We start from the raw sequence: 25,568 nt of genomic DNA, 5'->3' as shown, positions 1-25,568 counted from the left end.
TCTCGATCCGTGAGCCGGAGGGCAGCGATCGGCGGCGGCATCGCCGCCCTGACGAGCCTTGGCGCGACCGGCCCAGGCCGGGCGGATGCGTCGCATCCCACCCCGACCGTCGTGGCGCTGGATTGGGCGCTCGCCGCAACCGCCGTCGCGCTCGAGGCCGATCTCGTCGGCGTTGCCGAGCGGGGGGCCTATCGGCGATGGGTCGGCGCACCCGCGCTACCGCCCGAGGTCGCCGAGCTCGGCCTCCGCACCGCGCCCAATCTGGAAATGCTGACGGCGCTGCGACCCGGCCTGATCCTGATCAATGCCCTCAACGAGGGCGAGCGGCCGCGTCTCGAGACCATCGCGCCCTGCTTTTCGAATATGATCTATACGCCCCAGCATCGGCCGATCGAGCGCGCCATCGCGACCACGCGCGCTCTCGGAGCCCTCCTCGATCGCGCCGACCAAGCCGTGGCGATGCTCGCCCATGCGGACACGCGATTCGAGGCCGCACGCAGGCGGCTCGCCAGCACAGGTCGTCGCCGCCCCATCCTGCCGGTCAGCTTCGTGGACGCACGCCACCTTCGCGTCTACGGCGCCGGCAGCCTGTTCGAGGATGTGACGCGACGGGTCGGGCTCACGCCCGCATGGATGCGCGACACCAACCCGTGGGGTTTTGCGACTGTCGGCATCGAAGCGATGCTGGATTGCGTCGATTGCGACATCCTGGTGATCGAGCCGACCCCGCCCTCGGCCCGCGCGTCCCTCGATCGGCCCGGGCTTTGGACGAGCCTGATCGCGGCCGGCCGCAATCGCGTCATCAGCGTCCCTCCCGTCTGGGCTTTCGGGGATATGACGGCGGCGGCGCGTTGCGCCGATCTCCTCGCCGACGCGTTCGCGCCGATCGGAGGCGCCCATGCGGGTTGATCGGACGTCTTGGCGGGCCGACGCTCTCACGGCCGCGCTCTGCCTCGCGGCCCTCGTGCTTGTCGCCTTGCGCTTCTCCCACCAACTGGCCCCCGCGGCGTGGATCGTGGCCGCAATCCACCCGTCAGCCGGCAATGCCGACGCCTTGGTGTTCCACTTCAGCAGCTTGCCCCGGCTGGCGGTCGCCGCCATGTGCGGGGCCGCCCTCGCGCTGTCGGGCGCCATGTTCCAACACGTGCTCGGCAATCCGTTGGCTTCGCCGACCCTGCTCGGCGTCTCGGCCGGCGCGCAACTGGCGCTCCTGGCCGCGACGGTGCTGGCACCGGCATGGCTGGCCGACCAGCACGAGGTGGTGGCACTTGTCGGAGCCGGCCTCGCGACCGCAACCGCATTCGGCATCGCGGCGCGGCAGCGCTTCTCCTCGCTCGGCTTGATTCTAGCGGGGCTTCTCGTCGGCTTGTTCTGCGGCGCGGTCGGGGGTCTGCTCAAGCTTTTCCATCAGGAGGAGATCGGCGCGATCTTTTTGTGGGACGGGGGGTCGCTCGCCCAGCAGGACTGGTCGGTCGCCGCCGCGCTCTGGCCGCGCCTTCTCGTTTTTACACTTGCGGCAACCTTCATGCTCCGGCCGATGCGCCTCCTTGGCTTGGCGGATGACAGCGCGCGCGGCCTTGGCGTCTCCCTGGCGTTTTTTCGCACCCTTTGCCTGAGCGTCGCGGTCTGTCTTGCGGCCAGCGTCACGGCCGCCGTGGGCCTGATCGGGTTCGTCGAAATCGCGGCGCCATTCATCGCGCGGCTGGCCGGCGCCCGAACGCTCGGACATCGCATGATCCTGTCGGCCTTGATCGGCGCGGCCCTGCTGGTGCTGGTCGACGAAGCCGTGCAGGCCTTCGACCGTTTCGGCGGGATCAGCCTGCCGACCGGGGCCGTGACGGCGCTGCTGGCCGCGCCGCTCTTGCTGCTCCTGCTCTCCCGCTTGAAGCCGGAGCCCGAGGCGGCGGTGCAGATCGGCATGAGCGGTCGTACCAAGACCTCCGCAATCAGGGTCCTGCTGGTTCTCACGGTCGTGGTGCTGGCCGCCATCGCTTTCTCGACCCTGGTCGGTCGTGTCGGATCCGGCTGGTCGATTGCCTCATCGGCCGATTGGGCGGCGCTCGCGCCCTGGCGGCTGCCCCGCACGATCGAGGTCTTCGCGGCAGGCGCCATGCTGGCGACCGCCGGCGCGTTGCTGCAACGCTCGACCGGCAATCCGATGGCAAGCCCTGAAGTTCTCGGCATCGGGGCCGCCGTGGTGGCCGGCCTCGCGGTGGCGCTGGTGGTCAGCGCCGCCCCATCCCGCCTGTTTCTTCTCGTCGCCGGCTCGGCCGCAGCCTTCGCCTTGACCGCGATCCTGATCTGGCGCGGCAGCCGGACCGGGTTCTCGCCCGGCCATCTGGTGCTGACGGGGCTGTCGCTGGCGGCTGCCCTGCAATCGATCATTGCGATCGCGCTCGCCGCAAATGATCCCCGCTCCGCCATTCTGCTCGGCTGGATGGCCGGCTCGTCGGCGTCGGCCGACACCGCATCGGCCGGCGTCACCCTGCTGCTCGCCGCGATCCTCATGCCACTCGCGCTGTTGTTCGCCCGAAGCCTCGATCTGCTGCCCCTTGGGGATGGTGTCGCGCAGTCGTTGGGGGCGGCCCCCGGCCCGGCTCGCTTCGGCATTCTGGCCTTGGCCTCGGTGCTGACCTCGGCCTCAGTGCTTGCGGTCGGCCCGTTGACCTTCGTCGGCCTCATGGGGCCGCATCTCGCGCTTCGCCTCGGATGTCGCCGCGCCGTCACGCATCTGACGGGTTCGGCGCTGACGGGCGGCTTGGTCATGGTGCTGGCCGATTGGCTCGGCCGCGTCGTGATCGCGCCGTTCGAGGTGCCGGCCGGCCTCGCGGCCGCCCTCATCGGGATCCCTTACCTGGCCATCACCTTGCTGCGGCGAGTGCCCTCGACATGACACGTCGCTTCGGGACCGCACGAGCTGAAACCGCAGCACACGACTTTTCACAGGACGACCTTCGACCATGAGCAACACCCCTCCTCACCCGACAGCCAACAGCGCAACCGGACATCCGACGCTCACGGCACCGCCGATGCGTTCGGTCTGGCAGACACGTTTCAAGATCGTCGTGCTGGCTGGATTGCTGATCGGCGGCGCGTGCGACGGGATCGTAATGGCGCAGACGCAGCCCGCACCCGCCGAGGCCGCCGTGCCGGCCCAGTCATCGCCGACGCTGCCGACCGTCCCGACCGCGCCCGCGATCCCGATCGAGACTCAAACGCCCATAGCCACGCCTCCCACAACGATGGGAATCGGCGGCTTGCCGCATGATCTGTCGCCCTGGACCATGTTCCTGAACGCCGACATCGTGGTCAAAGCCATCATGGTGGGGCTCGCTCTCGCGTCGCTGGCGACCTGGACGATCTGGATCGCCAAGAGCCTCGCCTTGGCGGCAGCCCGCCACCGCGCGACCCGGGCCGTACGTGCGCTGCTGCAAGCCCGCAGCCTTGCCGATCTCGCGACCGAGCGGGAGAGCGGCAGCTTGCGCGGCGGACCCGTGGCGGCCCTGGTCCATGCGGCCCAGCACGAGCGGGATCGCTCGGCCGATCTGCCGCCCGACGGCATCAAGGAGCGGGTCGCGATCGCGCTGTCGCGCGTCGAGGCCCGCGCAGGCCGGGCGATGAACAAGGGCACCGGGCTGATCGCGACGATCGGCGCAACCGCCCCGTTCGTCGGGTTGTTCGGCACCGTCTGGGGCATCATGAATGCCTTCGTGGGCATCAGTCAGGCCCATACGACAAACCTTGCCGTGGTGGCGCCCGGCATCGCCGAAGCTCTGCTGGCCACCGCGATCGGCCTCGTGGCCGCTATCCCGGCCGTCATCATCTTCAACAGTTTTGCGCGCGGGATCGCGGGCTATAAAGCGATCCTCGCGGATGCGTCGGCCGAAGTGCTGCGTCACCTCTCGCGCGACCTCGACCGGCGCGAGGCCCACGACTCGGGTCGCCGGCCCTTGGCGGCGGAGTAGACCCGTGGCGGTCCGTCTCAGCGATCCGGGTGACGAGATCGGCGAAATCGCCGACATCAACGTCACGCCGTTCATCGACGTCACCCTCGTGCTGCTCATCATCTTCATGGTGGCGGCGCCACTCTCGACCGTGGATGTCGCGGTGGATCTGCCAACCTCCAACGCGCAGCCCCAGCCGCGCCCCGACAAGCCCCTGTTCGTCACGGTCCGACAAGATTTGTCCCTGGCGCTCGGCGACGACACTGTGCCGCGCGGCGCAATCCAACTCCGGCTCGACAACGAGACGGGTCGCGACCGGGAGCGGCGCATTTTCGTGCGCGCCGATCAGGCCATCTCCTACGGCGATCTGATGGGGGTCATGAACCTGCTGCGCGGCGCCGGCTATCTCAAAGTCGCACTCGTCGGGCTCGAGGATACCGGTGCAACGCCGGCTACCCAGGCTCCCGCCCCGGCCGCCCTAGCGCCCAAGGCGGCGACGCCGTGAACCCGGATGGCCTGGAGGGATCGAGCCGTTTCGCTGGGGCGCTGCGTTGGGGCGGCGCGATCGTGCTGGTGGCGGGATTGCATGCGGGGGCCGGCTATTGGGCGCTGACCCATCAGATCGTGCGAAGCGAGCCGCCGGATGCACCCCTTGGCATCATGATCGACCTCGAGCCCGTGTCGGTGTCGCAAAGCGCGCCGCTGCCGAGTGCCAGTCTGGCGTCGGGCGAGACCGCGACGCCGCAAGAGGCGGCACAGCCCGAACCAGCACCCGAGCCAACTCCGCGGCCGGCAGTAACTCCCGAGCCCGTCGCGCCAGCGCCGATCGCACCGCCGGAGCCGCCGCCCACCGAGCCGCCGCCTGCGGTTCAAACTCCCGATCCCCCGATGGAGGCTCCCAAACCATTGGAGACGCCATCGGTCGAACAGCCGCCCATCGAGACACCGCCCCTCAGTCTGCCGGTCCAGGAACAGAAAAGCGACGCCGTGCTGACGCCGCCTCAGCCCAAACCGAAACCCGCACCGCAACCCAAACCGAAACCAGATCCGCGCAAGCTGGCCGAAGCGGCAGCGGCCCGCGAGGTCGCGACCAAGCGGCGCGAGGCGGTTCGCAAGGCGAGGGCGCAGGCGCGCGAGCAAGCCCGGGCTCAACACCAAGCGGAGGCGCGGGAGAGCGGAGGACAAGCGACCCAGGCCGCATCGGCCAGCAGCGCGTCGTCCGGTGCCTCGGTGTCATCCTGGCGCGGCGAGGTCGTGGCGCATCTCAACGCCTACAAACCCCCGTCCCCCGGCGGCAGCGGGACCGTGCGGATCGCCTTCTCGGTCGACCGCAACGGTCGCGTGCTGTCGGCCAGCCTCGCGGGCGGGTCGGGCGACAGCGCCCTCGACGAGGCGGCGCTCACCATGGTGCGGCGGGCCAGCCCGGTGCCGCCCCCGCCGACAGAGATGGGCGGCCGGGTCAATCTGACCGTTCCGGTTCGCTTCACGGCGCGATAGGCGAGCCGATGTGGATGAGAGACGAGACATGACCAGCCTCGACGACGTCTTTGTTGGCGACCTCGCCTGGTTGGCGGAGCGCTTCGTCATCGGACCAGCCGGGACGCCCGCCGCCGAGATGCTCGACCCCGATAGACTCGGCTCCTGCATCGATCGCTTTCAGCGCCACCACGGCGCTGCGGAACGCTCGGCGGCCGCGTCGCTTTGGAGCCAATTCTATTTTGGCGGCCTGATCGTCCCCACGGTCATGGCCGGCATGGCGCTCGACCGGGTGCTGCCGTTGCGGATCGATGGCCTTCGGCTGGATCTCTGCCCGGAGAGTGGCGTTCCACTGCGGTTCCGGATGGATCGTACCGCAGATGGCAAAGCAACCCCGACTGTCCGCGCGACCCTGGCGCCGATGCTCGAGGGGCATGTCGCCCCTCTGATCGACGCTCTGCGCGGCGTCACCGGATTATCGCGCCGCCTGCTCTGGGAAAATGCCGGCTGGTCTCTGTTCTGGGCTTTGGGCGAGGCCGTCCGCCGCGCGCCGGAGCGACAGGACGAGATTGACGCGCTCCTGGCAGACCCGTCCTGGCCGGATGGTGGTCGCGCGCTCATCGCACACATGAAACGCGACATGCGCCAAGTCGGGGCCGTGCAAGCGCGTCGCGTCTGCTGTCGACGTTATCTCGTGCCTGGGTTCCAGCGCTGCGCCGCGATATGCCCGCTGGCCGACGGCCTGCTCAGTGAAAGAGAATGCCCCGCGCAAAGATCAGCATGAATCCCGCCAGGATCACGGCCGCGACCATCAAGACCCGTTTCAGGATATCGCCGAACCGCAGGGGCGGGTTCGGAAAAAACTGCCCCTCGTCGATCGGCGCACTCAGATGTGGCAGCACCTGCACGTCCGGCCGATAAACCGGCTCGAACAGCTCGATGTCGCGATGAGGGTCCGAGGGATCGGGCAAGAGTGGGTCACGCGGCTAAGGGATCGGCTGCAGCCGAAACCCTAGTGGGTTTCGGTCTCGTTGGGAAACGCCTCGTCGAGGATCACGACCACGAGCGTGCGCGGCCCATGGACGCCCTCGACCCGGTTGAGCTCGATATCCGATGTCGCGGACGGCCCCGAGATGAAGGTCAGTGGTCGGCCCGCCGCGACCGACGGCTGCATCCGTTCGACCGCTTCGGGAACCAGCCCGAGGATCGCCGACGCCTCGACGAAACAGAGATGATAGTCGGGCAACAACGTCAGCTTGCGGCGGCCCTGGCCGACGCCATGGTCGAGCACCAAGGTTCCGGTTTCGGCGATCGCGCAGGCGCAGGTCGTCAACACGCCGTCGCAGGCCGCGATCGTGGCATTGTCGAGCCCGTCGTCACGGAGCAGATCGAACCCTTCGGGCGCGAGATCGACCGGAAAATCCGCCGGCAGAGCGAGGCGGACGAGACCGGCTTCGGCAAGGATGCGGGCCGCCCGCGCGGGGGCTTCGGCGCGAGTCGCGCGTTCGACCCTCACCTTATAGCCACGCGCCCGCTCCGTGAAGCGGTCCAGCAGCGCCGAATGGTGTTCGGTGGATCGCTGGCGAAAGCGCCACGCCTCTGGGTCGGTTTCGATTTCGGGAACATCGACCAGAGCCTGCCGGATGCGGCCTAGAATGGCGTCTTTGGCGCTCGTCATCGATCGCGCGCCTTCCACCATTCGCGGAACGACTGCTTGGCGATGGGCGTCAGATCCCGCATCGCGGTCCACCCCGCTAGCGGCCCCGGCAAGGACTTGATGGCCCCGTCGCGCATGAATGGCACCTGCCCGATCGCGGCCGCCTTGTGGGCGAGCGCGTAGAGACGCGGGCTCTCGAAAACGCGCGCCATGGCGGCCATCACCAAGGCTTCGCCATCGAGCGCGGTCTTGGCGCGCCGCGCCGCCACCACCTTGCCGCGCAAGTGTACGAGGATACGGGGAATGTCGATCTTGACCGGGCAGACCTCGTAACATGCCCCGCAGAGCGATGAGGCGAACGGCAGACTATCGGCCGGGCTCGGCGGCGCATTCATCTGCGGCGTCAGGATCGCACCGATCGGGCCGGGATAGGTCGATCCATAGGCACGACCGCCGGTCCGCTCATAGACCGGACAGATGTTGAGGCAGGCCGAGCAGCGGATGCAATTCAGCGTGTCGCGCGCCGGCTCGTCTGCCAAGACGTCGCTGCGACCATTGTCGAGCAGAACGAGGTGGAACTCCTCCGGCCCCTCGCCGGCGCGAGTTCCGGACCAGACCGAATTATAGGGGTTCATCCGCTCGGCCGTGGAGGAACGCGGCAACAACTGCAGAAAAGCCGACATATCGGCCCAGCGCGGGATGACCTTTTCGATGCCCATGATCGAGATCAGCACGCGCGGCAGGGTCAGGCACATGCGGCCGTTGCCCTCGGATTCGAAGATCGCGACCGAGCCGGTCTCGGCCACGGCGAAATTGGCGCCGCTGATCGCGTAAGGCACGGTCAGGAATTTCTGCCGGAGGTAGCGCCGGGCCGCGTCGGCGAGATCGCGCGGCTCGTCGGTCAGATGCTCGGTATCGGGCAACTCCCGCTTGAAGATCTCGCGGATCTCGGCGCGGTTGCGATGGATGGCCGGAACCAGGATGTGGGACGAGCGATCATGCCCCTTCTGGACGATGACCTCGGCGAGATCGGTCTCGATCGGCTCGATGCCGCGCGCCGATAGAGCGCCGTTGAGGCCGATCTCGTCGGTCGTCAACGACTTGATCTTCAGCACCTCCTTGGCCTGATGCCCGGCCAGGATGTCGCCGACGATGCGGTTCGCCTCTTCGCCATCGCGCGCCCAATGAACCGTGCCGCCCGCCGCCGTGACACTGGCTTCCAGCGTCAGCAGGTGGCGGTCGAGGTGGCGCAAGGTGTCGCGCTTGATGGCGTAGCCGGCGTCGCGCAGGTCCTGCCAATCCGGCATTTCGGCCACCACCGCCTTGCGTTTGGCCCGGATCGTGTTGGTGGCCTTGCCGATGTTGCGGCGGAGTTGGCTGTCGCGCAGCGCGTCGCGCGCAGCGGCCGGAAACGCCCGCTCGACGATGATGCCGGGGCTGTCGACACTCATGCGGCGACGCCTCCTTCGACCGATGCGAGGATTTCGGCGAGATGCAGCGTGCGACGGCCGGACCGCTCGCGCGACAACCCACCCGCGATATGCATCAGGCAGGAATTGTCGACCGCCGTGCAGATCTCGGCTTGTGTGCCGCGGATCGCGGCGAGCTTGTCGGTCAGCATCGCGATCGACGTATCGGCATTCTTGATCGCGAAGGTGCCGCCGAAGCCGCAACATTCGTCCGCACGGGGCAGTTCCACGAAATCGAGACCTCGAACATGCGACAGCAGCCGGGTCGCCGCATCACCGAGGCCGAGGCCCCGCAACGAGTTGCAGGTGGAATGATAGGTCACGCGATGCGGGTAGTAAGCGCCGACATCCTCGATGCCGAGCTTTTTGACCAAAAATTCGGCGAACTCGAAGGTTCGTGCGCCGAGATCGGCGATCCGCGCGATCAGCTGCTGGTCGCCCGTGGCGGCCGCGAGCCGGGGATAGGCCACGCGCACCGTCACGACGCAGGAGGACGAGGGGCACACGATGGTTTCGGCATCGGCGAAGACATCGGCGAAACGCCGCATCAGCGCGGTCGCTTCGGGGCCATAGCCGCTGTTGTTGTGCATCTGCCCGCAACAGGTCTGTTCGAGCGGAAACGCGACCTCGTGGCCGAGACGTTCGAGGACCGACACGACGGCTCGGCCGGTCTGCGGAAACAGCATGTCGTTGAAGCAGCTGATGAACAACGAGACCTTCAAGCTTGCCCCTCCGCTGCCGCATAGACGACCGTTCTTCGTATCGCTCGCCTTACCGCGCCAAGCCACCGCCCACAAGAGTGCCCCAATGGTTGCCGGACCTGGACCCGGCATGCCATTGACGACATCTGGTCGCATCCCGGCACGTCGTTCGCGGCGCCTGGGATCGCGCGTCGTGTTTTGCTGGTCGGACGCGGGGCGGATGGTGGGCCGCGCGATGAGGCTAACGGATCGAGACGAGACATGCAGGTGGAACGGGGCCCGGACGGCGATTATCTGATCGATCCGGCAATGCTGGCGGCCAAATTCGGGCTACCGCTCGAGCGGTTCCGGCAGAAAAATCGTATTGGTCAGGTCACGAGTCTCGTCGAGGCAGGCGAGGGAGACGATGCCGGCACCCATCGGCTTACGGTGCGCTGCGGCCGGCAGGTGTGGCGGGCCGTGATCGATGACCAGCATGTCATCCTTCAGGACGAGATGATCGGCTGATGGGCGGTCCGCAGATCCCAAGCCCGGCCGATCTGCCTGCCAGTCTCCGGATCGATGCCGCGGCACGGCGGGTCTGGCTGTCGCCGTCCGATCCCGGCTTTTTTCGCGACCCCTACCCCGCCTATGCGGCGATCCGCGCAGCCTGCCCGGTCTTCTTCTGGGAGGATTACGGTCAGTGGTGCTTCACCGGCCATGGCGCGGTCGGCGCCTTGTTCCGCGACCGGCGTTTCGGCCGCGAGATCACCCATGTGGCGAGCCGCTCTGCGCTGGGTTGGCCGGACCACCCCGATCACGTCGAGCCCTTCTATGCCTTCGAGTTCAACTCGATGCTGGAGCGCGAGCCGCCCGTCCATACCCGGCTGCGGGCGCTGGTCAACCGGGCTTTCGTGTCCCGGACGGTCGAGCGGCTCCGTCCGCGCGTGGCAGCGCTGACGCACCGCCTGATCGACGCCTTCTCGGGCGACATCATCGACCTTCTTCCGGCCTTTGCCGAGCCAATCCCGGTGACGATCATCGCCGAGATGCTCGGCGTTCCGGTCGAGGCCGCGCCGCAATTGCTGAGGTGGTCGCACGAGATGGTGGCGATGTATGCCTTTGGCCGCACGCGAGCCATCGAGGACCGTGCCGTGGCGGCGACGCTGGCGTTCAGTTCCTTTATGCGCGAGCATGTGGCGGCGCGGCGCGGCAAGCCCGGCGACGACATCCTCACGCTGCTGCTGGCCGCCGAAGCCGACGGCGACCGATTGAGCGAGGACGAACTCGTCACCACCGCGATCCTGCTGCTGAATGCGGGGCATGAGGCGACCGTTCATGCGATCGGCAACGGTGTCGCCGCCATTCTGCGCTCGGCCCTCGATCCGAAGCATCTGTTCCGCAACCCGGAGCGAACCAACGCGACCGTCGAGGAATTGCTACGGCTGGATCCGCCGCTTCACATGTTCTCGCGTTACGCGTTAGAGCCGATGACGGTGGCCGGGGTCGACCTGAAACTCGGCGACCGGATCGGCCTGTTGATCGGCGCCGCCAACCACGATCCGACCATCTATCCCAGCCCGGAACGGCTCGATCCAGACCGCGCCACCGTGCCGCATGTGGCGTTCGGAGCCGGCCTTCATTTCTGCATCGGCGCGCCATTGGCTCGCCTGGAATTGCAGGTGGCATTGCCGATCCTGTTCGAGCGCCTGCCGGCGGTGAAACTGGCGGCGCCGCCGGTTTATGATGACCGCTACCATTTTCACGGGCTGGAGAGCCTGCGGCTGCGAATCGGCGCTGTACATCCGGTGCGTTCGACGTAACCTGACTTCAGCTCGGCGCCACCGAGCCACGTGACGGCCATCAAGTGCCGAACGAGGGAGGACACACATGAAGTCGATCTGGCTTGCGGCCACTGCCGCGGGAGCCCTGCTGGCTGCCACCACCGCTTATGCTCAATCCGCCGATCCATCGACCCCAGCCGCGCCGACCAGCAATGGCGCGGATTCGGCCGGCATGAAGAAGCTCGAAGATTTCCATTCGACCGGGGCCAAGACGATTCCGGTCGTGCCGCAGGGTGGTGCCAAGGCCGACGCGATCAAGAAGACGCTCGCGACCATCAAGCTGCCGCCAGGCTTCAAGATCAGTCTCTACGCCCAGGTCCCAGACGCGCGCATGATCGCGGTCGGCCCGCAAGGCGTCGTGACATTCGTCAGCACGCGCAAAACCAAGGTCTACGCCCTCACTGATCGGGCGAAGACCGGCATGGCGGACGACGTCAAGGAATTCGCGCCCACGGTCGAGATGAAGATCCCGAACGGCCTCTGTTTCTCGAAGGATGGCATTCTGCACATCGTCGAGCAGAACCGCGTGCTGGCCTTCCCGGCGGCCGAGTTCTTCTACGAAAGCCCCGATGTCGCGGTCGCGACTGTGGTCAAGCAGGGCGACCTGATCCCGTCCACCGAAGAAAGCTTCAACCATTCGGCACGGGTGTGCCGCATCGGACCGGACAACAAGCTCTATATCGCGCTTGGGCAGCCCTATAACGTCTATGCCAAGGACAAATACGACATCTACTACAAGGCCGGGATGGGCGGCATCATCCGAATGGATCGCGACGGCAGCAATCGCGAAGTCTATGCCCACGGCATCCGCAACTCGGTCGGGATGGACTTCAACCCGAAAGACAAGACCCTCTGGTTCACCGACAACCAGGTCGATGGCATGGGCGATGACCAGCCCGCGGGCGAGATCAACCACATCACCAAGGCCGGCGAAAACTTCGGCTTTCCCTGGTACGGTGGCGGCCACACCCGGACGGTCGAATATAAAGACGAGACGCCCCCCGCCGATGTGGTCTTCCCGGTCGCCGAGGAAGTGGCGCATGCGGCCGACCTCGGCATGATGGTCTACACCGGCAAGATGTTCCCGAAGGAGTATCAGGGCGCGATCTTCTCGGCTCAACACGGGTCGTGGAACCGCACGGAGCCGGTCGGCGCACGCGTGATGGTCACCAAAGTCACGGCGGACGGCGCCGCGCCGGAGGGCTCAAAGCCGTTCGCGGAGGGTTGGCTCGACGAGGATGGTGAATATACCGGCCGCCCGGTCGACGTCGCACAGATGCGGGACGGTTCGCTTCTGGTTTCGGACGACCTTGCCGGCGCGGTCTACCGGATCACCTACGAAACGCCCTAATCGGCGCAGGCGCACGACAAAGCGTCATCAACCCATCAGGAGCCGGGCCGTTCTCCCAAGGGAGGCTGCCCGGCCCCGTTTTTCGATCTGAAGGGACAATGGCATGAGGGCTCGCACGCTGCGGCAAATGACACTCGGTCTGGTGGTCGGCCTGCTATCGTTATCAGCGCCGGCCCGGGCCGATGGCGACGCGAAAGCAGGAGCCCTGAAGATCAAGACGCTGCAATGTATCAGTTGCCACGGTCGCGACGGCATATCCAAGCTGCCCGAAGCGCCCAATCTCGCCGGACAGGTCGACCCTTATCTCATCACGTCCCTGACGGCATATCGGAGCGGCGCCCGCAAGAACGAGATCATGTCGGTCATCGCGGAGAAGCTGACCGACGTCGATATCGCCGATCTCGCGGCCTATTATTCCGCCATCGAGATCAGCGTCACGCCGCCCGCCAAGCCTTAAACGCCCATCCTCAACGGTCTCAAAAACGGTCGGTGTGGCATGTTGATTGCTACCGATCAGTCGCGATGATGATGGATGTGACATGCAGGTAGTCGAAGGCGAACTGCCCTTCCGCGGGTTTTCGACGTGGTATCGGGTGACCGGCGATCTCGCGAGCGGCAGGACCCCGCTAGTGGTGGCTCATGGGGGGCCGGGCTGCACACACGATTATGTCGATAGCTACAAGGATCTGGCCTCGACCGGCCGCGCGGTGATCCATTACGATCAGATCGGCAATGGCCGATCGACCCATCTGCGCGACCACGGCGCCGATTTCTGGACCGTGGATTTCTTCCTGGCCGAACTCGACAACCTTCTGACGCAACTCGGTCTTTCGCATCGCTATCACCTGCTGGGCCAATCCTGGGGTGGTATGCTGGCGGCCGAACATGCGGTGCGCCGACCGGCTGGTCTCAAGGCTCTGGTGATCGCCAACTCGCCCGCCTCGATGGCGCTTTGGGTCAGCGAGGCAAACCGGCTCCGCACCGAATTGCCGCCGGAGCTGCAGGCCACGCTGCTGCGGCACGAGCAGGACTTGACCACAGATCATCCCGATTACGTGACCGCCACCCAGGCGTTCTATGTGCGCCACGTGTGTCGCCTGGACCCGTGGCCGGCCGAGGTGGTCCGCACCTTCGAGGCGATGGTGTCGGACCCGACTGTCTATTCCACCATGAACGGCCCGAACGAGTTCCACGTCATCGGCACGCTCCGCGACTGGACCGTGATCGACCGGCTCGATCGGATCGTCGCCCCGACCCTGCTGATCTCCGGCCGCTTCGACGAAGCCACGCCGGCGACCGTTCAACCCTTTGCCGACCGCATCCCCGACGTGCGGTGGACCATCTTCGAGCAATCCTCCCACATGCCGCATGTCGAGGAGCGCGCCGCCTGCATGGCGACCGTCGGCGCTTTCCTGGCTGCCCATGACTAACCTTGAGGCAATCGGCCGCTTCTTCGTTCAACAAGGACCGTTCATGACCCTGACTTCGCTTCTCTCCGCCACTATTCTGTCGCTCGGTGTTCTGGCCGCCACACCCGTCCTCGCCGCCGACACGCGCGCCGATCTCATGACCCAACATCGTGGCGGGACGCTCAAGCTGAACGCCCACGGCTCGGCCGGAACGATCGATCCGCAGATCAATTACGAGACGCAATTCTGGACGATCTTCTACGTCACCAACGACGGGCTGCTCGGTTTCAAGAAGGTCGAGGGCAAGGAGAGCAACACGGTCGTGCCGGACCTTGCCGAGGCGCTGCCGAAGCCGGAAGACGGCGGCAAGACCTATGTGTTCAAGCTGCGCGACGGCTTGAAGTTCTCGAACGGCAAGGACATCACGCCCGCCGACGTCGTCGCCTCGTTCCAGCGCATCTTCAAGGTATCGAGCCCGACGGCCGGATCGTTCTATAATGGTATCGTTGGGGCCGATGCCTGCTTGAAGGACGCTGCTACCTGCACGTTGAAAGACGGCGTCGTGGCCGACGACAAGGCCCGCACCATCACGTTTCACCTGACCCAGCCGGATGCCGAGTTCTTCTATAAACTTTCCGTCCCGCATGCCACCATCTTGCCGGCCGACACGGTCGCCAAGGATCTCGGCACCACACCGCCCGTCGCGACCGGTCCTTACATGATCGCGAGCTACGATCCGGATCACGGGATGAAGATCGTCCGCAACCCCTACTTCAAGGAATTCAGCGTCGACGCCCAGCCCGACGGCTACGTCGACGAGATGGATTATAATTTCGGGCTCGACGATCAGGCCGGTCTCACGGCGGTGCTGAACGACCAAGCGGATTGGACCTTCGATCCGCCGCCCAGCGACCGGTTGGGCGAGCTCGGCAGCAAATATGCCAAGCAGGTCCGCATCCATCCGCTGCTCGCCTATTACTACTTGCCGATGAACACCAACCTCGCGCCTTTCAACAACCTCAAGGCGCGTCAGGCAGTCGCTTACGCGATCGACCGCAAGGCCGTCGTCGGCCTGTGGGGCGGCCCGAACCTCGCCTCACCGCTCTGCCAACAACTGCCGGTCGGCATGTCGGGTCATGAGGATTACTGCCCCTATACGCTCAACCCCGGCTCCAAATGGACCGCGCCTGATCTCGAAAAGGCCAAGCAACTGGTCGAAGAAAGCGGCACCAAGGGCCAAAAGGTCACGTTGATCGGCGACGACAAAGCCGTGCCGAAGGCCATCGCGACCTATGTACAGGGCGTGTTGCGCGATATCGGCTATGACGCCAGCCTCAAGGTCGTGTCGCACAACATCCAGTTCACCTATCTGCAAAACACCAACAACAATGTGCAGATCGGCGTCAGCGATTGGTACCAGGATTATCCCGCCCCCTCGGACTTCCTCAACGTGTTGTTCGGTTGCGACTCGTTCCATCCCGGATCGGATTCCTCGATCAACATGTCGGGCTGGTGCGACAAGGGCGTCGATGCCGAGATGAAGCAGGCGATGCTGACGGCCGTCACGGATGACGCCGCCGCCAACAAGATGTGGGCCAAGATCGACAAGGAAATTACCGACGCGGCGCCTGCCGCGGCGTTGTTCCAGCCCAAAGAGATCGACGTCATTTCGAAGCGGGTCGGGAATTTCGTCTATACCGACCAATTCCACATGTTGTTCTCGGCCGCCTGGGTCAAGTAAGGGCGACCGAGCCTTGACCCTCGCATCCGGCGACGTTGCGGCTCCGGCCGCGACGTCCACCCGCCAGACCGTTCATCGGGGCCCCTGGGCAACCGCGATGCGGAAACTTCGCCGCGATCATGCCGCCATGACGGCGTTCGCGGCCCTGGTCCTCATCATCCTGGTTTGCGTCGCGGCCCCGCTCTACGCCAATGGCGTCGCGCATACCGACCCCTTCGCGTCGAACTTGAGCGGATCGATCACGATCAACGGCCAGGATGTGCCGATCATGGCGGCCGAAACCGAGGGTCTCGGGCTCGGCACCACCCCGCTCGGCCCGACCTGGACGGGCCAATATTTTCTTGGTGCCGACTCGCAAGGGCGCGACGTCATGGCCCGGCTGCTTTACGGCGGTCAAAATTCGCTCATCATCGCCGGCAGCGCGACCGTGCTGACCCTGGTGCTGGCCGCAATCGTTGGGATCGTGGCCGGCTTCTTCGGCGGCTGGACCGATGTCGTCCTGTCGCGATTGCTCGACGTCCTCTGGGCCTTTCCGGTCTATCTCCTCGCGATCTCGCTTTCGATCGTGACGATCGGTCATGGCCTGTCGATCGGCCCTGTCTCGATCGCATCCGACAGTCTGCTGCTGCCCATCGCGATCATCGGCATCATCTACGTGCCCTATGTGGCGCGGCCGATCCGTGGACAGGTGCTGCAATTGAAGCAGAGCGAGTTCGTGCTGGCCGCGACTGGGCTTGGCGTGCCGCCCTGGCGCATTCTCTGGGTCGATATCCTGCCCAACGTCATGTCGACCCTGATCGTCTTCGCGCCGCTGACGATTGCGCTCAACATGATCATCGAAAGCGCGCTGTCGTTCCTGTCGATCGGCGTGCAATCGCCGGCTGCCTCCTGGGGCACCATCATCGAGGACGGTCAGGGCCTGCTCTACACCCGCCCGCTCGTCGCCATCGCGCCCGGCGTCGCGATCGTGCTCACGGTTCTGGCCCTCAACGTGTTCGGCGATGGGGTTCGCGATGCGCTCGATCCGCGCGCCAAGCTGCGGGTGAGAGACTGATGGGCTTCGTGTTGCTGCGCCGGCTCGGCGACATGCTCTTCGTCATGGTCGGGATTTCGATCCTGGTCTTCCTGATCTTTTTTGCGACGCCCGGCACCGACCCAGCCGCGCGGATCGCGGGCCGCAACGCCTCCCCCGAGGTGCTGGAAGCCGTGCGGCACGATTTCGGCTTCGATCGGCCGCTTTGGGTGCAATATCTACTTTTGATGAAGCGGCTCTTCATCACCGGCGATCTGACATCCTTCGTCAATCGCGGCCAAAAGGTCATCCCGTCGATCATGCATGCGGTGCCGGTCACGATGTCGCTGCTGATCGGCGCCGCAATCATCTGGGTCGTGTTCTCGATCCTGATCGGCGTGCTGGCCGCCGTCACGCGCGGCAGCGCGCTCGACAAGGGCTTGATGATCCTCGGCCTCATCGGGATCTCCATGCCGGTCTTCTGGGTCGGCGAGGTCGCCAATCTCATCACCCAGAGCCGCTATCACGACACCTGGCTCTTCTCGTGGGTGCCGGCGCTCGGCTACGTGCCGCTGGTCGATGATCCGGTCGGCTGGTTCAAGGCGCTGGTGATTCCTTGGTTCACGCTCGCGATCCTCTATATCGGGCTCTACGGACGCGTGCTGCGCGCCAGCCTGATCGAAGCCTACCAAGAAGACTTCATCCGCACGGCGCGGGCCAAAGGCCTCAGTGAAAGCCGCATTCTATTTCGCCACGCGCTGCGAACCTCGCTCATCACTTTCGTGTCGTTGTTCGGGCTGGATTTCGGCGTGCTCGTGGGGGGCGGCACCTTGTTGACCGAGATCGTATTCGGCCTGCAGGGCGTCGGATTCCTGACCTTCAATGCACTCGGCAATCTCGACCTGCCGATGATTATGGCGACCGTCATGTATGCCTCTTTCTTCGTGGTCGCGGCCAATGCCGTGGTCGATATCGTCTATGCCTCCCTCGATCCGCGCGTGAGGGCTGGCCGTGCTTGATCCCGTGACAAGCCCGGACACTGCCGAACCCGTGCTTCGGGTCGAGAATCTGTCGGTGACGTTCCGAACCGAGCAGGGTCCCATGAAGGGGGTCGACGGCGTCTCGTTCACGGTCGCGCCCGGGGAGCTCGTCTCAATCGTCGGCGAATCCGGTTCCGGCAAATCGCTCACATCACTGGCCGTGATGGGGCTGATCAACGACCCCAACGCGATCGTGACCGGGTCGATCCGCTACAAGGGCCGCGAACTCATCGGCCTGTCGCGCCAAGCGCTCCGCGCCGTCCGAGGCGACGAGATCGCCATGATCTTCCAAGACCCCATGACCGCGATGACGCCGGTCTATACGATCGGCTGGCAGATCGCCGAGCAGATCCGCGCGCATCAGAGCCTCACCCGCAAGCAGGCCCATGCCCGCGCGATCGAGCTGCTCGGCGACATGGGCATCCCCAACCCGGGCGTCGCGGTCGACCGGTTCCCGCATCAATTGTCGGGCGGCATGCGACAGCGCGCCATGATCGCGATGGCGCTGTCATGTCATCCCTCGCTGCTGATCGCGGATGAACCCACGACCGCGCTCGACGTGACCGTGCAGGCTCAAATCCTCCGCCTGATCGAGCAACTGCGCCACGATCACGCCTCGTCGATCATCCTGATCACTCATGACATGGGCGTGGTGGCCGAGGTGGCCGACCGCGTCATGGTGATGTATTCGGGCCGCATCGTCGAACAGGGCCCCAAGCTGCCGGTCTTCATCGAGCCCGGCCACCCCTATACGACAGGCCTGCTGCAATCGATTCCGCCCATGTCCGGCATCAAGCCACGCCGCTTGACTGCCATTCCCGGCGTGCCGCCCTCGATCGCCGATCGTCCGATCGGCTGCCGCTTCTCGCCACGCTGCATGCACCGTTATGCGCCCTGCGTCGTCGACCCGCCGCTGTTCCGGCGCGGCCAGCAGGACATCGCCTGCTATCTGGCCGAAACCACGGCCGCCACCGCAGTCACGGCGGAGGTCGGCGCATGAGCGACGACATCCTCCTCGAAGCACGGCATCTCTCGAAGCATTTCCACCTCGGCGGCCGGTTCACGGCAGGCGGCCGGCGCACGCTGCGGGCCGTCGATGATGTGTCGCTGACGGTCCGGCGCGGCGAAACGCTCGGTCTGGTCGGCGAGTCCGGCTGTGGCAAGTCGACGCTCGGCCGCTGCCTACTCCGCCTCTACAACCCCTCGAGTGGCACAATCTTGTTCGAAGGCACGGACATCACGCAAGCGAGCACGCGCGAGTTACGCGCCTTGCGGCCGCGCATGCAGATGGTGTTCCAGGATCCCTATGCGTCGCTGAACCCACGCCGCCGCGTCGGCCAACTCGTAGCCGAACCATTACGGGTTCATCCTGGTCCGGATGGCAAAAACCGCTCGGACGCCGCGATTCGGGATCGCCTGCATGAGCTGATGGATCTCGTCGGCCTCTCGCGCGAACATCTCGATCGCTTTCCGCATGAATTTTCCGGTGGTCAGCGCCAGCGGATCGGTATCGCGCGGGCGCTCGCGCTCGAACCCTCGCTGATCGTAGCGGACGAATCCGTCTCGGCGCTCGACGTCTCGGTGCAGGCGCAGGTCGTCAACCTGTTCATGGATCTGCAGGACCGGCTCGGCATCACCTATGTGTTCATCGCGCATGATCTCAGCGTCATCCGGCAGGTGTCCCAGCGCACCGCCGTCATGTATCTTGGCGCCCTGGTCGAAACCGGCCCGACCGACGTCGTGTTTCAGACACCCGCCCACCCCTACACGGGCGCGCTGATCTCGGCGGTGCCGCAGGCCGACGTCCAAGCGCCTCGGCGCGAAACCATCATTCTGCGCGGCGACGTGCCGAGCCCGATGAATCCGCCCTCCGGGTGCCGCTTCCACACCCGCTGCCCCAAGGCGGGGGATCGGTGCCGCGTCGAGCCGCCGCCACTGCGGCCGATGGGCCACGACCGTTATGCGGCCTGTCACTTCCCGCTGATCTGACCGGCTCTCTCCTCGGACGACAAAAAGCCAACCGGCGACCGACAATCGTGCTCTAAAGAACCTTGGGGCCTCGCAGCGGACGGCCCCGGAGCACCGAGCGTCATGAAAGAACTCCACCGCGCCATCATCACGCGCATCATCAGCGACGCGGTGGGAGAGGGCTATGCGCTCGACGTGTTCAACGGCGAAGAGACGATGCTGCGCCACAGCCGCGACGAGCGCGCCATTATGGACGCGCTCGCCAGCACCAGCGAAGACCAGTTGCGCTTTCGCCGGGACGGCAAGCGCGTCGGGGTCGTCCGGCTTGTCTATGCCAATGAGGGATGGGGCGTCGCCAACGAATATACCCCCGTGCTCGAGCCGGTGATGATCGGCGCCCGCAACGTGGCCGACGGTATATTTTCGCGCTAACGCGGGACCAGCTTTCTTCGAGAGCGCCGACGATCGATCGAGTTCTGGCATCATGCAGGGGTTGCGACGTCATCGCATTGCCATCTCGCCGCCCTGGCGTCCATCATCCACTCTGATTGTCTACAAAACTGATGGATTAATGCGTCGGCGACGTTACGGTGTGGGTCTAGCGATTGTCAGCCGGCACCCCATTTGCCGGGTATCGGTCGGCCGTTCCGGAGTTCGCCATGTCCCGTCGGCACATGATCCTCAGCGCGTTTTTCTTTAATCCGCAGGGTGATCATCGGATGTCGTGGCGACACCCGCGCGCGCCGGACGGCGAGGTGTTCGATTTCGATTTCTATCGCGGACTTGCGGAAACGGCAGAGCGAGCCAAGCTCGACACGCTGTTCGTGGCCGACCACGTCGCGATCTGGGACTCGCTGCCGAGCGGCCTCGCTCATTACGCCAATGCGCGTCTCGAACCCCTGACGCTGCTGTCGGCCCTCGCCGCCGTCACCCGCCATATCGGCTTGATCGGGACGGCATCGAGCTCCTACAGCGAACCCTATAATTTGGCACGATCCTTTGCGTCGCTCGATCACATCAGCAAGGGTCGCGCCGGCTGGAACGTCGTGACGTCCGCGATGGACGAGGAAGCCCTAAATTTCGGCCGCGATCGCACGATCGAACACGCAAATCGCTACGATCGCGCCGCGGAATATCTCGATGTCGTCACGGCTTTGTGGGACTCGTGGGAAGACGGCGCCGTCCTCATCGACAAACAGAGCGGATTTTTCGCCGATCCCGCGCGCGTGCACCGGATCGACCATGCTGGTCCGCATTTTCGCGTGCGCGGGCCGCTCAACGTGCCGCGTCCGCCGCAGGGACATCCCGTCATCTTCCAGGCTGGATCGTCCGAGGCCGGCAAGGATCTCGCGGCCCGATACGCGGATGTTCATTTCGCCGTCACTCGCAGCATCGAGGAGGGCCAGTCCTACCGAGCCGAGTTCGATCAGCGTTTGGCCAAGTTCGGCCGCACTTCGGACAGTTTCAAGATTCTACCGGGGATTCTCCCGATCGTCGCCGCATCGGCGTCGGAAGCGGAGGAGCGACAAGCCTATCTCGAAACCCTGATGCCGGATGCGGTCGGCATCGATCTTCTGTCGAGTTGGGCCGGCATCGACCTCTCGGCTTATCCGCCAGAAGGCCCTTTGCCGCCGCTTCCCGAGGAGGCCACGTTCGATGGTGGGCGGACCGCGCTGAACCGGGTCAAGGCTTTGGCCAGTCAAAACCGTTCGATCCGGGAGATTGCGCGAACGATCGCCAATTCCGGCTCGATCCCAACCGTCGCCGGCACGCCCCGCCAAGTCGCCGATCATCTCGAAGCTTGGTTCCTGGCCGGGGCGGCGGATGGGTATAATCTGATGTTTCCGCTGCTGCCGGAAGATTGGGTCAATTTTGCCGAGCAGGTCGTGCCCGACCTACAGCGGCGCGGCCTGTTTCGGCAGGACTATGAACCTGGAACTCTCCGGGATCGTTTAGCGCTGCCCCGCCCGGAGAACCGCTTCGCCACCGCACGGGCCCACGCGCCCGTCGCGTCTTGACCCGAGGTCCTCATGCCGCTTGCCACGCAACCGCATCGCGAAACCATTCCGAGCGTCGTCAATCTGCTGCAGAGCCCGAAACGCGTGCGCGTCGTGCTCAACGGCGAGACGATCGTGGACAGCCGCGACGTTCTGATGCTGCGATCAAACCACTTTCTGCCGGTCTATTTTTTCCCGATCGAGGCGGTGCGGCCCGGTGTGCTCATTGCGTCGGGCCGAACCGGCCGCCATCGGAGTGGTGACCCGACCGCGCTCTACGCACTGGACGTGAAGGGACGCCGCTTCACCGACGCCGCCTGGTCGTTCGCCGCGCCGAGGCGCGATCATCTTGCGCCGCTGGAAAACCGGATCGCGTTCGATTGGCATGCCATGGATGCTTGGTACGAGGAGGACGAAGAGGTCTTCGTTCATGCCCGCGACCCTTATGTGCGGGTCGACGCGCTGCAATCCTCCGCCCACATCGAGGTGGTGCTCGGTGGCGAGATCCTGGCCGAGACGCGGCGGGCCGTGCTGGTCTTCGAAACACACCTCCCGACCCGGTTCTACATTCCACCGGACGATGTCAGGATGGAGCGGCTCGTCCGTTCCGAGACGCTCACCCGCTGCCCGTACAAAGGCACGGCGTCCTATTGGTCCGTCCGCATGAGGGATGGGTCGATCCGCCCCGATGTCGTCTGGGATTATCGCGATCCGATCCCGGAAATCCCCAAGATCAAGGGCCTGCTCGCCTTCTACCCCGACGCGGTGGATCAGATCCGCCTCGACGGTCTGCCCGCCTGACGAGGCGCCCTCGCCCACAACGCAAGGTTTCACGATGCCAAAGCTTCCGACACTCGATCATCTGCGCCGCCTTTCGGGCGACATCTGGAATGTCGCGGTCGACGAGTATGCCGCCGGTTCACTCAATCGCCGCGACCTCATCCGCTACGCCGGTCTGATCGGCCTCACGGGTTTTGCGACGGCGCAGAATTTCGGTCTTCCCGGCGCGGCGCGCGCGCAGACAGCCGCTCAGCCCGGCGGCACGATCCGCGTGGCGCTGGACCAGCCCGCCGCGACGATCGATCCCGTGCTCGTGACCGATCCGGCCAGCATTTCGGTCATGAGCCAGGTCGGAGAATACCTGCTGTTCGACGATTCCGAAACGGGCTTGCGTCCGGCCCTGGCGCTATCGTGGGACGGCGACGACACCGCAAAGATCTGGACGTTCAAGCTCCGGCCCGGCGTCAAGTTCAACGATGGGCGGGTGGTTACGGCCAAAGACGTCGTCGCGACCTTCGAGCGGCTCATCGATCCGGCCAATGGCTCCTCGGCCCTCTCGGCCTATAAGGGGCTGCTGTCCAAAGGCGCCGTGTCGTCGTCGGACGACCTCACCGTCACGTTCCGGCTCGATGTGCCGAACAGCAACTTCCCCTTCTATGTATCGTCCGATGTCGTCAATGCGGTGATCCTACCGGCCGACTATAAGGGCGATTTCGAGAAGAGCTTTCCGGGAACCGGCCCCTTCAAGCTCGAAGCTTTTCGCCCGAAACTTGGCGCGAGTTTCGTCCGCAACCCCGATTATTGGGGTGAGACAGCCTTGCCGGATCGTGTCGAGATCACATTCTACAACGACCCGCAATCGCAGGTGTTGGCGCTGCAGGCCGGTCAACTCGATGTGATCCCCTACACGCCGCGCATCGCCCTTTCGATCGGCAACGATGCGGCGTTCAAAATCCTGAGCGTCCAGGCAAGCTCGCATGATCCGGTGCATTTCCGCACCGACGTGGCGCCGTTTCAAGACAAACGGGTGCGGCGCGCCTTGGCTTTGACGATCAACCGCGAAGCGCTCGTCAAAGGCTTGTTTCGGGGGCGTGCGGTTGTGGGCAACGACAGCCCGTTCGCCCCGGTCTTCGCCTCAACCGATGCTTCGGTGCCGCAACGCCAGCCGGATCTCGTCGAGGCCAGGCGCCTGATGGCCGAAGCGGGCGTGCCGAACGGCTTTCCGATCACGCTGACGACCGAACGCGCCTATGAGATCCCCGACTATGCCGTGCTGATCCAGAATTTCGCCAAGCAAATCGGCATCGCGGTGACGCTCAACGTGGAATCGCAAGATGCCTATTATGGATCCGCGACCTTCGGCAAGTCGGACTGGCTGGATTCCCCCTTCGGCCTGACCGATTACGGCCATCGCGGCACCCCGGACATCTTCCTCAACGCGACGCTGAAGAGCACCGGCCCCTGGAACGCGGCCCATTTCAAGAACACCACCTATGACGGGCTTCTGAGCGACTACAGCACGGCGCGCGACCTCAAATCCCAGCGGCTGGCGGCCGGCAAGATCCAGACCTTGCTGCTGGACGAAACCCCGAGCATCATCGCCTATTTCGCGCAATATAGCCGCGTCACCACGGCCAAGATCCAAGGCGTTCGATTCACCGCCATCTCGCATCTGCTGCTCGATCGCGCCTCCTTCCTGTGAGGCGCGACCCCTTCGTGTAACGCCCGAGGTAAGCCAGAATTCTTCTGGCGCGGCTGGTTCCCTCGCGCGTCGAAACGCGGTATGTCGATGACTGTGCGGGTGTAGTTCAATGGTAGAACGGCAGCTTCCCAAGCTGCATACGAGGGTTCGATTCCCTTCACCCGCTCCAACGCTTTGCCTCGGGATGGTCTGCCCCTTTACGTGCGGTCGACTTCATCAACCGTTTGGGAACCGGCTTCATCCGTGAGGCGGCAGGCGACCCCACACGGTAAGCATCCAGCAGATAGATCGCCGCGGACATCAGCCGACACCGCGTGATGGCGTGATCTCCCGCGCTGGCATGTCGGGCTTCGGGCCGGCGGTCCGACCAAACACGCGGCAGATCCCACAGCCGTGAAATGTCAGTCAGGGCCTAATGAACGCCGAGCGGTTTGCTCAATCTAGAATCTTTCCAAACAAGCCTTGATCTCACGCGCTCCGCGGGCATATGTAGATAGATTGGATCAATTCTAATCTATTGCGAGCTGCCTTATGAAATCCATGTCCGACCTCGATGAACGGGAACTGCTCGCGCTAGCGATCAGCAGCGAGGAGGAGGATGGCCGTGTCTATCTCGACTTCGCAGAAAGTCTCCGTGAGCAGTATCCCGATAGCGCGAAGGTTTTCGCCGACATGGCGGCCGAGGAAAACCATCACCGTCGATCGCTGATCGACATGTTCGCGCGGCGATTCGGCGATCATATTCCGCTGATCCGCCGACAGGATATCCGCGGCTGGGTGCAACGCCGGCCGCATTGGCAGGTTCGGGCGCATGGCATCGGCGCGGTGCGGGCGGAAGTCCGCCGGATGGAACAGGAATCCGGGCGGTTTTATCTTCTGGCGGCCAGCCGCACGACCGACACGGCCGTGCGAAAACTGCTCGGAGATCTCGCCGAGGCCGAACAGCGCCATGATCTGACGGCCGCCAGCATCGAGGCCAAACATCTTCCGGACGGCGCCAAAGGAAAGGAGGAGGACGACGCCAGCAAACGCTTCGTATTGCAGATCATCCAGCCCGGCCTCGTCGGGCTCATGGATGGGTCCGTCTCGACCCTGGCGCCGGTCTTCGCCGCGGCTTTCGCGACCCACAATTCCTGGAACGCGTTTCAGGTCGGCATGGCCGCCTCGCTCGGCGCCGGTATTTCCATGGGGTTTGCCGAGGCGCTTGCCGACGACGGCAAGATCTCGGGTCGCGGCACACCCTATCTTCGCGGCCTCGTCTGCGGCCTGATGACGATCGCGGGCGGCATCGGCCACACGCTGCCCTACCTGATCAAGGACTTCTACACCGCGACCGCAGTGGCGGCGGTCGTCGTCATGATCGAACTGCTGATCATCGCCTGGATCCAGTGGCGCTACATGGATACGCCACCCATCTCGGCGGCCGCCAAGGTCATGCTGGGCGGAGGCTTGGTCTTGGCGACCGGCATCCTGATCGGCAGCAGCTAAAACAAAAAGG

The 25,568-nt window shown here is 65.2% G+C and carries 25 protein-coding genes and 1 tRNA gene; 22 read left to right on the top strand and 4 right to left on the bottom strand.

Annotated elements, in window-relative coordinates; genetic code table 11:
- The first annotated feature begins 9 nt into the window (after nucleotides 1-9).
- The 6 genes from LGH83_RS13460 to fhuF all read left to right on the top strand — a co-directional run bounded on the left by LGH83_RS13460 (nucleotide 10) and on the right by fhuF (nucleotide 6,204).
- Nucleotides 10-909 (top strand): ABC transporter substrate-binding protein, encoded by a 900-nt coding sequence (locus LGH83_RS13460; RefSeq protein ID WP_227399107.1) that lies wholly within the window; start codon nucleotides 10-12, stop codon nucleotides 907-909.
- Nucleotides 899-2,893 carry a Fe(3+)-hydroxamate ABC transporter permease FhuB gene (gene fhuB / locus LGH83_RS13455; protein ID WP_227399106.1) on the top strand — a complete coding sequence of 665 codons (1,995 nt, stop codon included), beginning with the start codon at nucleotides 899-901 and terminating at the stop codon, nucleotides 2,891-2,893. The genes LGH83_RS13460 and fhuB overlap by 11 nt, the downstream gene beginning before the upstream one ends.
- A 136-nt stretch (nucleotides 2,894-3,029) precedes the next feature.
- The gene (gene exbB / locus LGH83_RS13450) at nucleotides 3,030-3,965 is read left to right on the top strand and encodes a tonB-system energizer ExbB (protein ID WP_227401845.1); all 936 of its coding nucleotides are present in this window, start codon (nucleotides 3,030-3,032) and stop codon (nucleotides 3,963-3,965) included.
- A 4-nt stretch (nucleotides 3,966-3,969) separates the two neighbouring features.
- Nucleotides 3,970-4,449: a TonB system transport protein ExbD gene (exbD, locus tag LGH83_RS13445; protein WP_227399105.1), complete on the top strand. Its 480-nt coding sequence runs from the start codon at nucleotides 3,970-3,972 to the stop codon at nucleotides 4,447-4,449.
- A complete protein-coding gene (locus tag LGH83_RS13440; protein ID WP_227399104.1) occupies nucleotides 4,446-5,441 on the top strand; it encodes a cell envelope integrity protein TolA in 996 nt (331 codons plus the stop codon). Before exbD ends, LGH83_RS13440 begins: the two co-directional genes overlap by 4 nt.
- A gap of 28 nt (nucleotides 5,442-5,469) precedes the next feature.
- Nucleotides 5,470-6,204, top strand: a complete 735-nt coding sequence (gene fhuF, locus LGH83_RS13435; protein WP_227399103.1) for a siderophore-iron reductase FhuF — start codon at nucleotides 5,470-5,472, stop codon at nucleotides 6,202-6,204.
- Here fhuF and LGH83_RS13430 read toward each other — a convergent pair.
- From LGH83_RS13430 to LGH83_RS13415, 4 genes are read right to left on the bottom strand one after another with little or no spacing between them, the layout of a single operon-like run.
- Nucleotides 6,167-6,391 (bottom strand): hypothetical protein, encoded by a 225-nt coding sequence (locus LGH83_RS13430; protein WP_227399102.1) that lies wholly within the window; start codon nucleotides 6,389-6,391, stop codon nucleotides 6,167-6,169. The two genes, fhuF and LGH83_RS13430, sit on opposite strands and share 38 nt — an antisense overlap.
- A 41-nt stretch (nucleotides 6,392-6,432) precedes the next feature.
- A complete protein-coding gene (locus LGH83_RS13425; RefSeq protein WP_227399101.1) occupies nucleotides 6,433-7,098 on the bottom strand; it encodes a LutC/YkgG family protein in 666 nt (221 codons plus the stop codon).
- Nucleotides 7,095-8,528 (bottom strand): lactate utilization protein B, encoded by a 1,434-nt coding sequence (locus LGH83_RS13420; protein WP_227399100.1) that lies wholly within the window; start codon nucleotides 8,526-8,528, stop codon nucleotides 7,095-7,097. The genes LGH83_RS13425 and LGH83_RS13420 overlap by 4 nt, the downstream gene beginning before the upstream one ends.
- Complete coding sequence (locus tag LGH83_RS13415) at nucleotides 8,525-9,268, bottom strand: (Fe-S)-binding protein (protein WP_131113946.1); 744 nt, start codon at nucleotides 9,266-9,268, stop codon at nucleotides 8,525-8,527. The genes LGH83_RS13420 and LGH83_RS13415 overlap by 4 nt, the downstream gene beginning before the upstream one ends.
- Nucleotides 9,269-9,508: 240 nt before the next feature.
- Between LGH83_RS13415 and LGH83_RS13410 the strand changes: the two genes are divergently transcribed.
- The 16 genes from LGH83_RS13410 (at nucleotide 9,509) to mbfA (ending at nucleotide 25,558) form a co-directional block, all read left to right on the top strand.
- A complete protein-coding gene (locus tag LGH83_RS13410) occupies nucleotides 9,509-9,754 on the top strand; it encodes a DUF6522 family protein (protein WP_227399099.1) in 246 nt (81 codons plus the stop codon).
- Nucleotides 9,754-11,049 (top strand): cytochrome P450, encoded by a 1,296-nt coding sequence (locus LGH83_RS13405; RefSeq protein ID WP_227399098.1) that lies wholly within the window; start codon nucleotides 9,754-9,756, stop codon nucleotides 11,047-11,049. The genes LGH83_RS13410 and LGH83_RS13405 overlap by 1 nt, the downstream gene beginning before the upstream one ends.
- A 67-nt stretch (nucleotides 11,050-11,116) precedes the next feature.
- A complete protein-coding gene (locus LGH83_RS13400) occupies nucleotides 11,117-12,421 on the top strand; it encodes a PQQ-dependent sugar dehydrogenase (protein WP_227399097.1) in 1,305 nt (434 codons plus the stop codon).
- 103 nt (nucleotides 12,422-12,524) lie between these two features.
- A complete protein-coding gene (locus LGH83_RS13395; protein ID WP_227399096.1) occupies nucleotides 12,525-12,878 on the top strand; it encodes a c-type cytochrome in 354 nt (117 codons plus the stop codon).
- 82 nt (nucleotides 12,879-12,960) lie between these two features.
- A complete protein-coding gene (locus LGH83_RS13390; RefSeq protein WP_227399095.1) occupies nucleotides 12,961-13,851 on the top strand; it encodes a proline iminopeptidase-family hydrolase in 891 nt (296 codons plus the stop codon).
- Nucleotides 13,852-13,894: 43 nt separating this feature from the next.
- Nucleotides 13,895-15,571: an ABC transporter substrate-binding protein gene (locus LGH83_RS13385; RefSeq protein ID WP_227399094.1), complete on the top strand. Its 1,677-nt coding sequence runs from the start codon at nucleotides 13,895-13,897 to the stop codon at nucleotides 15,569-15,571.
- 97 nt (nucleotides 15,572-15,668) lie between these two features.
- Nucleotides 15,669-16,625 carry an ABC transporter permease gene (locus tag LGH83_RS13380; RefSeq protein ID WP_319799653.1) on the top strand — a complete coding sequence of 319 codons (957 nt, stop codon included), beginning with the start codon at nucleotides 15,669-15,671 and terminating at the stop codon, nucleotides 16,623-16,625.
- Nucleotides 16,625-17,602 carry an ABC transporter permease gene (locus tag LGH83_RS13375; protein ID WP_131113952.1) on the top strand — a complete coding sequence of 326 codons (978 nt, stop codon included), beginning with the start codon at nucleotides 16,625-16,627 and terminating at the stop codon, nucleotides 17,600-17,602. Before LGH83_RS13380 ends, LGH83_RS13375 begins: the two co-directional genes overlap by 1 nt.
- Nucleotides 17,595-18,623: an ABC transporter ATP-binding protein gene (locus LGH83_RS13370; protein ID WP_413771046.1), complete on the top strand. Its 1,029-nt coding sequence runs from the start codon at nucleotides 17,595-17,597 to the stop codon at nucleotides 18,621-18,623. The genes LGH83_RS13375 and LGH83_RS13370 overlap by 8 nt, the downstream gene beginning before the upstream one ends.
- The gene (locus tag LGH83_RS13365; RefSeq protein ID WP_227399092.1) at nucleotides 18,620-19,612 is read left to right on the top strand and encodes an ABC transporter ATP-binding protein; all 993 of its coding nucleotides are present in this window, start codon (nucleotides 18,620-18,622) and stop codon (nucleotides 19,610-19,612) included. Before LGH83_RS13370 ends, LGH83_RS13365 begins: the two co-directional genes overlap by 4 nt.
- A 102-nt stretch (nucleotides 19,613-19,714) precedes the next feature.
- On the top strand, nucleotides 19,715-20,023 hold the full coding sequence (locus LGH83_RS13360; protein WP_131195521.1) for a hypothetical protein: 309 nt from the start codon (nucleotides 19,715-19,717) through the stop codon (nucleotides 20,021-20,023).
- 227 nt (nucleotides 20,024-20,250) lie between these two features.
- Nucleotides 20,251-21,609 (top strand): LLM class flavin-dependent oxidoreductase, encoded by a 1,359-nt coding sequence (locus tag LGH83_RS13355; protein WP_227399091.1) that lies wholly within the window; start codon nucleotides 20,251-20,253, stop codon nucleotides 21,607-21,609.
- A 12-nt stretch (nucleotides 21,610-21,621) separates the two neighbouring features.
- Nucleotides 21,622-22,389 (top strand): DUF427 domain-containing protein, encoded by a 768-nt coding sequence (locus LGH83_RS13350; RefSeq protein WP_227399090.1) that lies wholly within the window; start codon nucleotides 21,622-21,624, stop codon nucleotides 22,387-22,389.
- 34 nt (nucleotides 22,390-22,423) lie between these two features.
- The gene (locus LGH83_RS13345; protein ID WP_227399089.1) at nucleotides 22,424-24,070 is read left to right on the top strand and encodes an ABC transporter substrate-binding protein; all 1,647 of its coding nucleotides are present in this window, start codon (nucleotides 22,424-22,426) and stop codon (nucleotides 24,068-24,070) included.
- Between the two features lie 95 nt (nucleotides 24,071-24,165).
- Nucleotides 24,166-24,239, top strand: a tRNA-Gly gene (locus tag LGH83_RS13340).
- A gap of 362 nt (nucleotides 24,240-24,601) precedes the next feature.
- Entirely contained in the window at nucleotides 24,602-25,558 is a 957-nt protein-coding gene (gene mbfA, locus LGH83_RS13335) for an iron exporter MbfA (RefSeq protein ID WP_227399088.1), read from the top strand.
- Nucleotides 25,559-25,568 lie beyond the last annotated feature (10 nt).

Origin of the sequence: Lichenihabitans sp. PAMC28606 (assembly GCF_020616535.1) — a bacterium.
Classification (GTDB): Bacteria; Pseudomonadota; Alphaproteobacteria; order Rhizobiales; family Beijerinckiaceae; genus Lichenihabitans; species Lichenihabitans psoromatis.
This window is presented reverse-complemented; position numbering and strand designations above follow the sequence as displayed.

What these genes read in the sequence shown, in the direction of transcription:
- LGH83_RS13345 (WP_227399089.1), top strand. Translation starts at nt 22,424, where the DNA reads ATGCCAAAGCTTCCGACACTCGATCATCTGCGCCGCCTTTCGGGCGAC.
- LGH83_RS13360 (WP_131195521.1), top strand. Translation starts at nt 19,715, where the DNA reads ATGAAAGAACTCCACCGCGCCATCATCACGCGCATCATCAGCGACGCG.
- fhuF (WP_227399103.1), top strand. Translation starts at nt 5,470, where the DNA reads ATGACCAGCCTCGACGACGTCTTTGTTGGCGACCTCGCCTGGTTGGCG.
- LGH83_RS13405 (WP_227399098.1), top strand. Translation starts at nt 9,754, where the DNA reads ATGGGCGGTCCGCAGATCCCAAGCCCGGCCGATCTGCCTGCCAGTCTC.
- exbB (WP_227401845.1), top strand. Translation starts at nt 3,030, where the DNA reads ATGCGTTCGGTCTGGCAGACACGTTTCAAGATCGTCGTGCTGGCTGGA.
- LGH83_RS13375 (WP_131113952.1), top strand. Translation starts at nt 16,625, where the DNA reads ATGGGCTTCGTGTTGCTGCGCCGGCTCGGCGACATGCTCTTCGTCATG.
- LGH83_RS13395 (WP_227399096.1), top strand. Translation starts at nt 12,525, where the DNA reads ATGAGGGCTCGCACGCTGCGGCAAATGACACTCGGTCTGGTGGTCGGC.
- LGH83_RS13355 (WP_227399091.1), top strand. Translation starts at nt 20,251, where the DNA reads ATGTCCCGTCGGCACATGATCCTCAGCGCGTTTTTCTTTAATCCGCAG.
- fhuB (WP_227399106.1), top strand. Translation starts at nt 899, where the DNA reads ATGCGGGTTGATCGGACGTCTTGGCGGGCCGACGCTCTCACGGCCGCG.
- LGH83_RS13420 (WP_227399100.1), bottom strand. Translation starts at nt 8,528, where the DNA reads ATGAGTGTCGACAGCCCCGGCATCATCGTCGAGCGGGCGTTTCCGGCC.
- LGH83_RS13390 (WP_227399095.1), top strand. Translation starts at nt 12,961, where the DNA reads ATGCAGGTAGTCGAAGGCGAACTGCCCTTCCGCGGGTTTTCGACGTGG.
- mbfA (WP_227399088.1), top strand. Translation starts at nt 24,602, where the DNA reads ATGAAATCCATGTCCGACCTCGATGAACGGGAACTGCTCGCGCTAGCG.
- LGH83_RS13425 (WP_227399101.1), bottom strand. Translation starts at nt 7,098, where the DNA reads ATGACGAGCGCCAAAGACGCCATTCTAGGCCGCATCCGGCAGGCTCTG.
- LGH83_RS13385 (WP_227399094.1), top strand. Translation starts at nt 13,895, where the DNA reads ATGACCCTGACTTCGCTTCTCTCCGCCACTATTCTGTCGCTCGGTGTT.
- LGH83_RS13410 (WP_227399099.1), top strand. Translation starts at nt 9,509, where the DNA reads ATGCAGGTGGAACGGGGCCCGGACGGCGATTATCTGATCGATCCGGCA.
- LGH83_RS13380 (WP_319799653.1), top strand. Translation starts at nt 15,669, where the DNA reads ATGCGGAAACTTCGCCGCGATCATGCCGCCATGACGGCGTTCGCGGCC.
- LGH83_RS13400 (WP_227399097.1), top strand. Translation starts at nt 11,117, where the DNA reads ATGAAGTCGATCTGGCTTGCGGCCACTGCCGCGGGAGCCCTGCTGGCT.
- LGH83_RS13365 (WP_227399092.1), top strand. Translation starts at nt 18,620, where the DNA reads ATGAGCGACGACATCCTCCTCGAAGCACGGCATCTCTCGAAGCATTTC.
- LGH83_RS13350 (WP_227399090.1), top strand. Translation starts at nt 21,622, where the DNA reads ATGCCGCTTGCCACGCAACCGCATCGCGAAACCATTCCGAGCGTCGTC.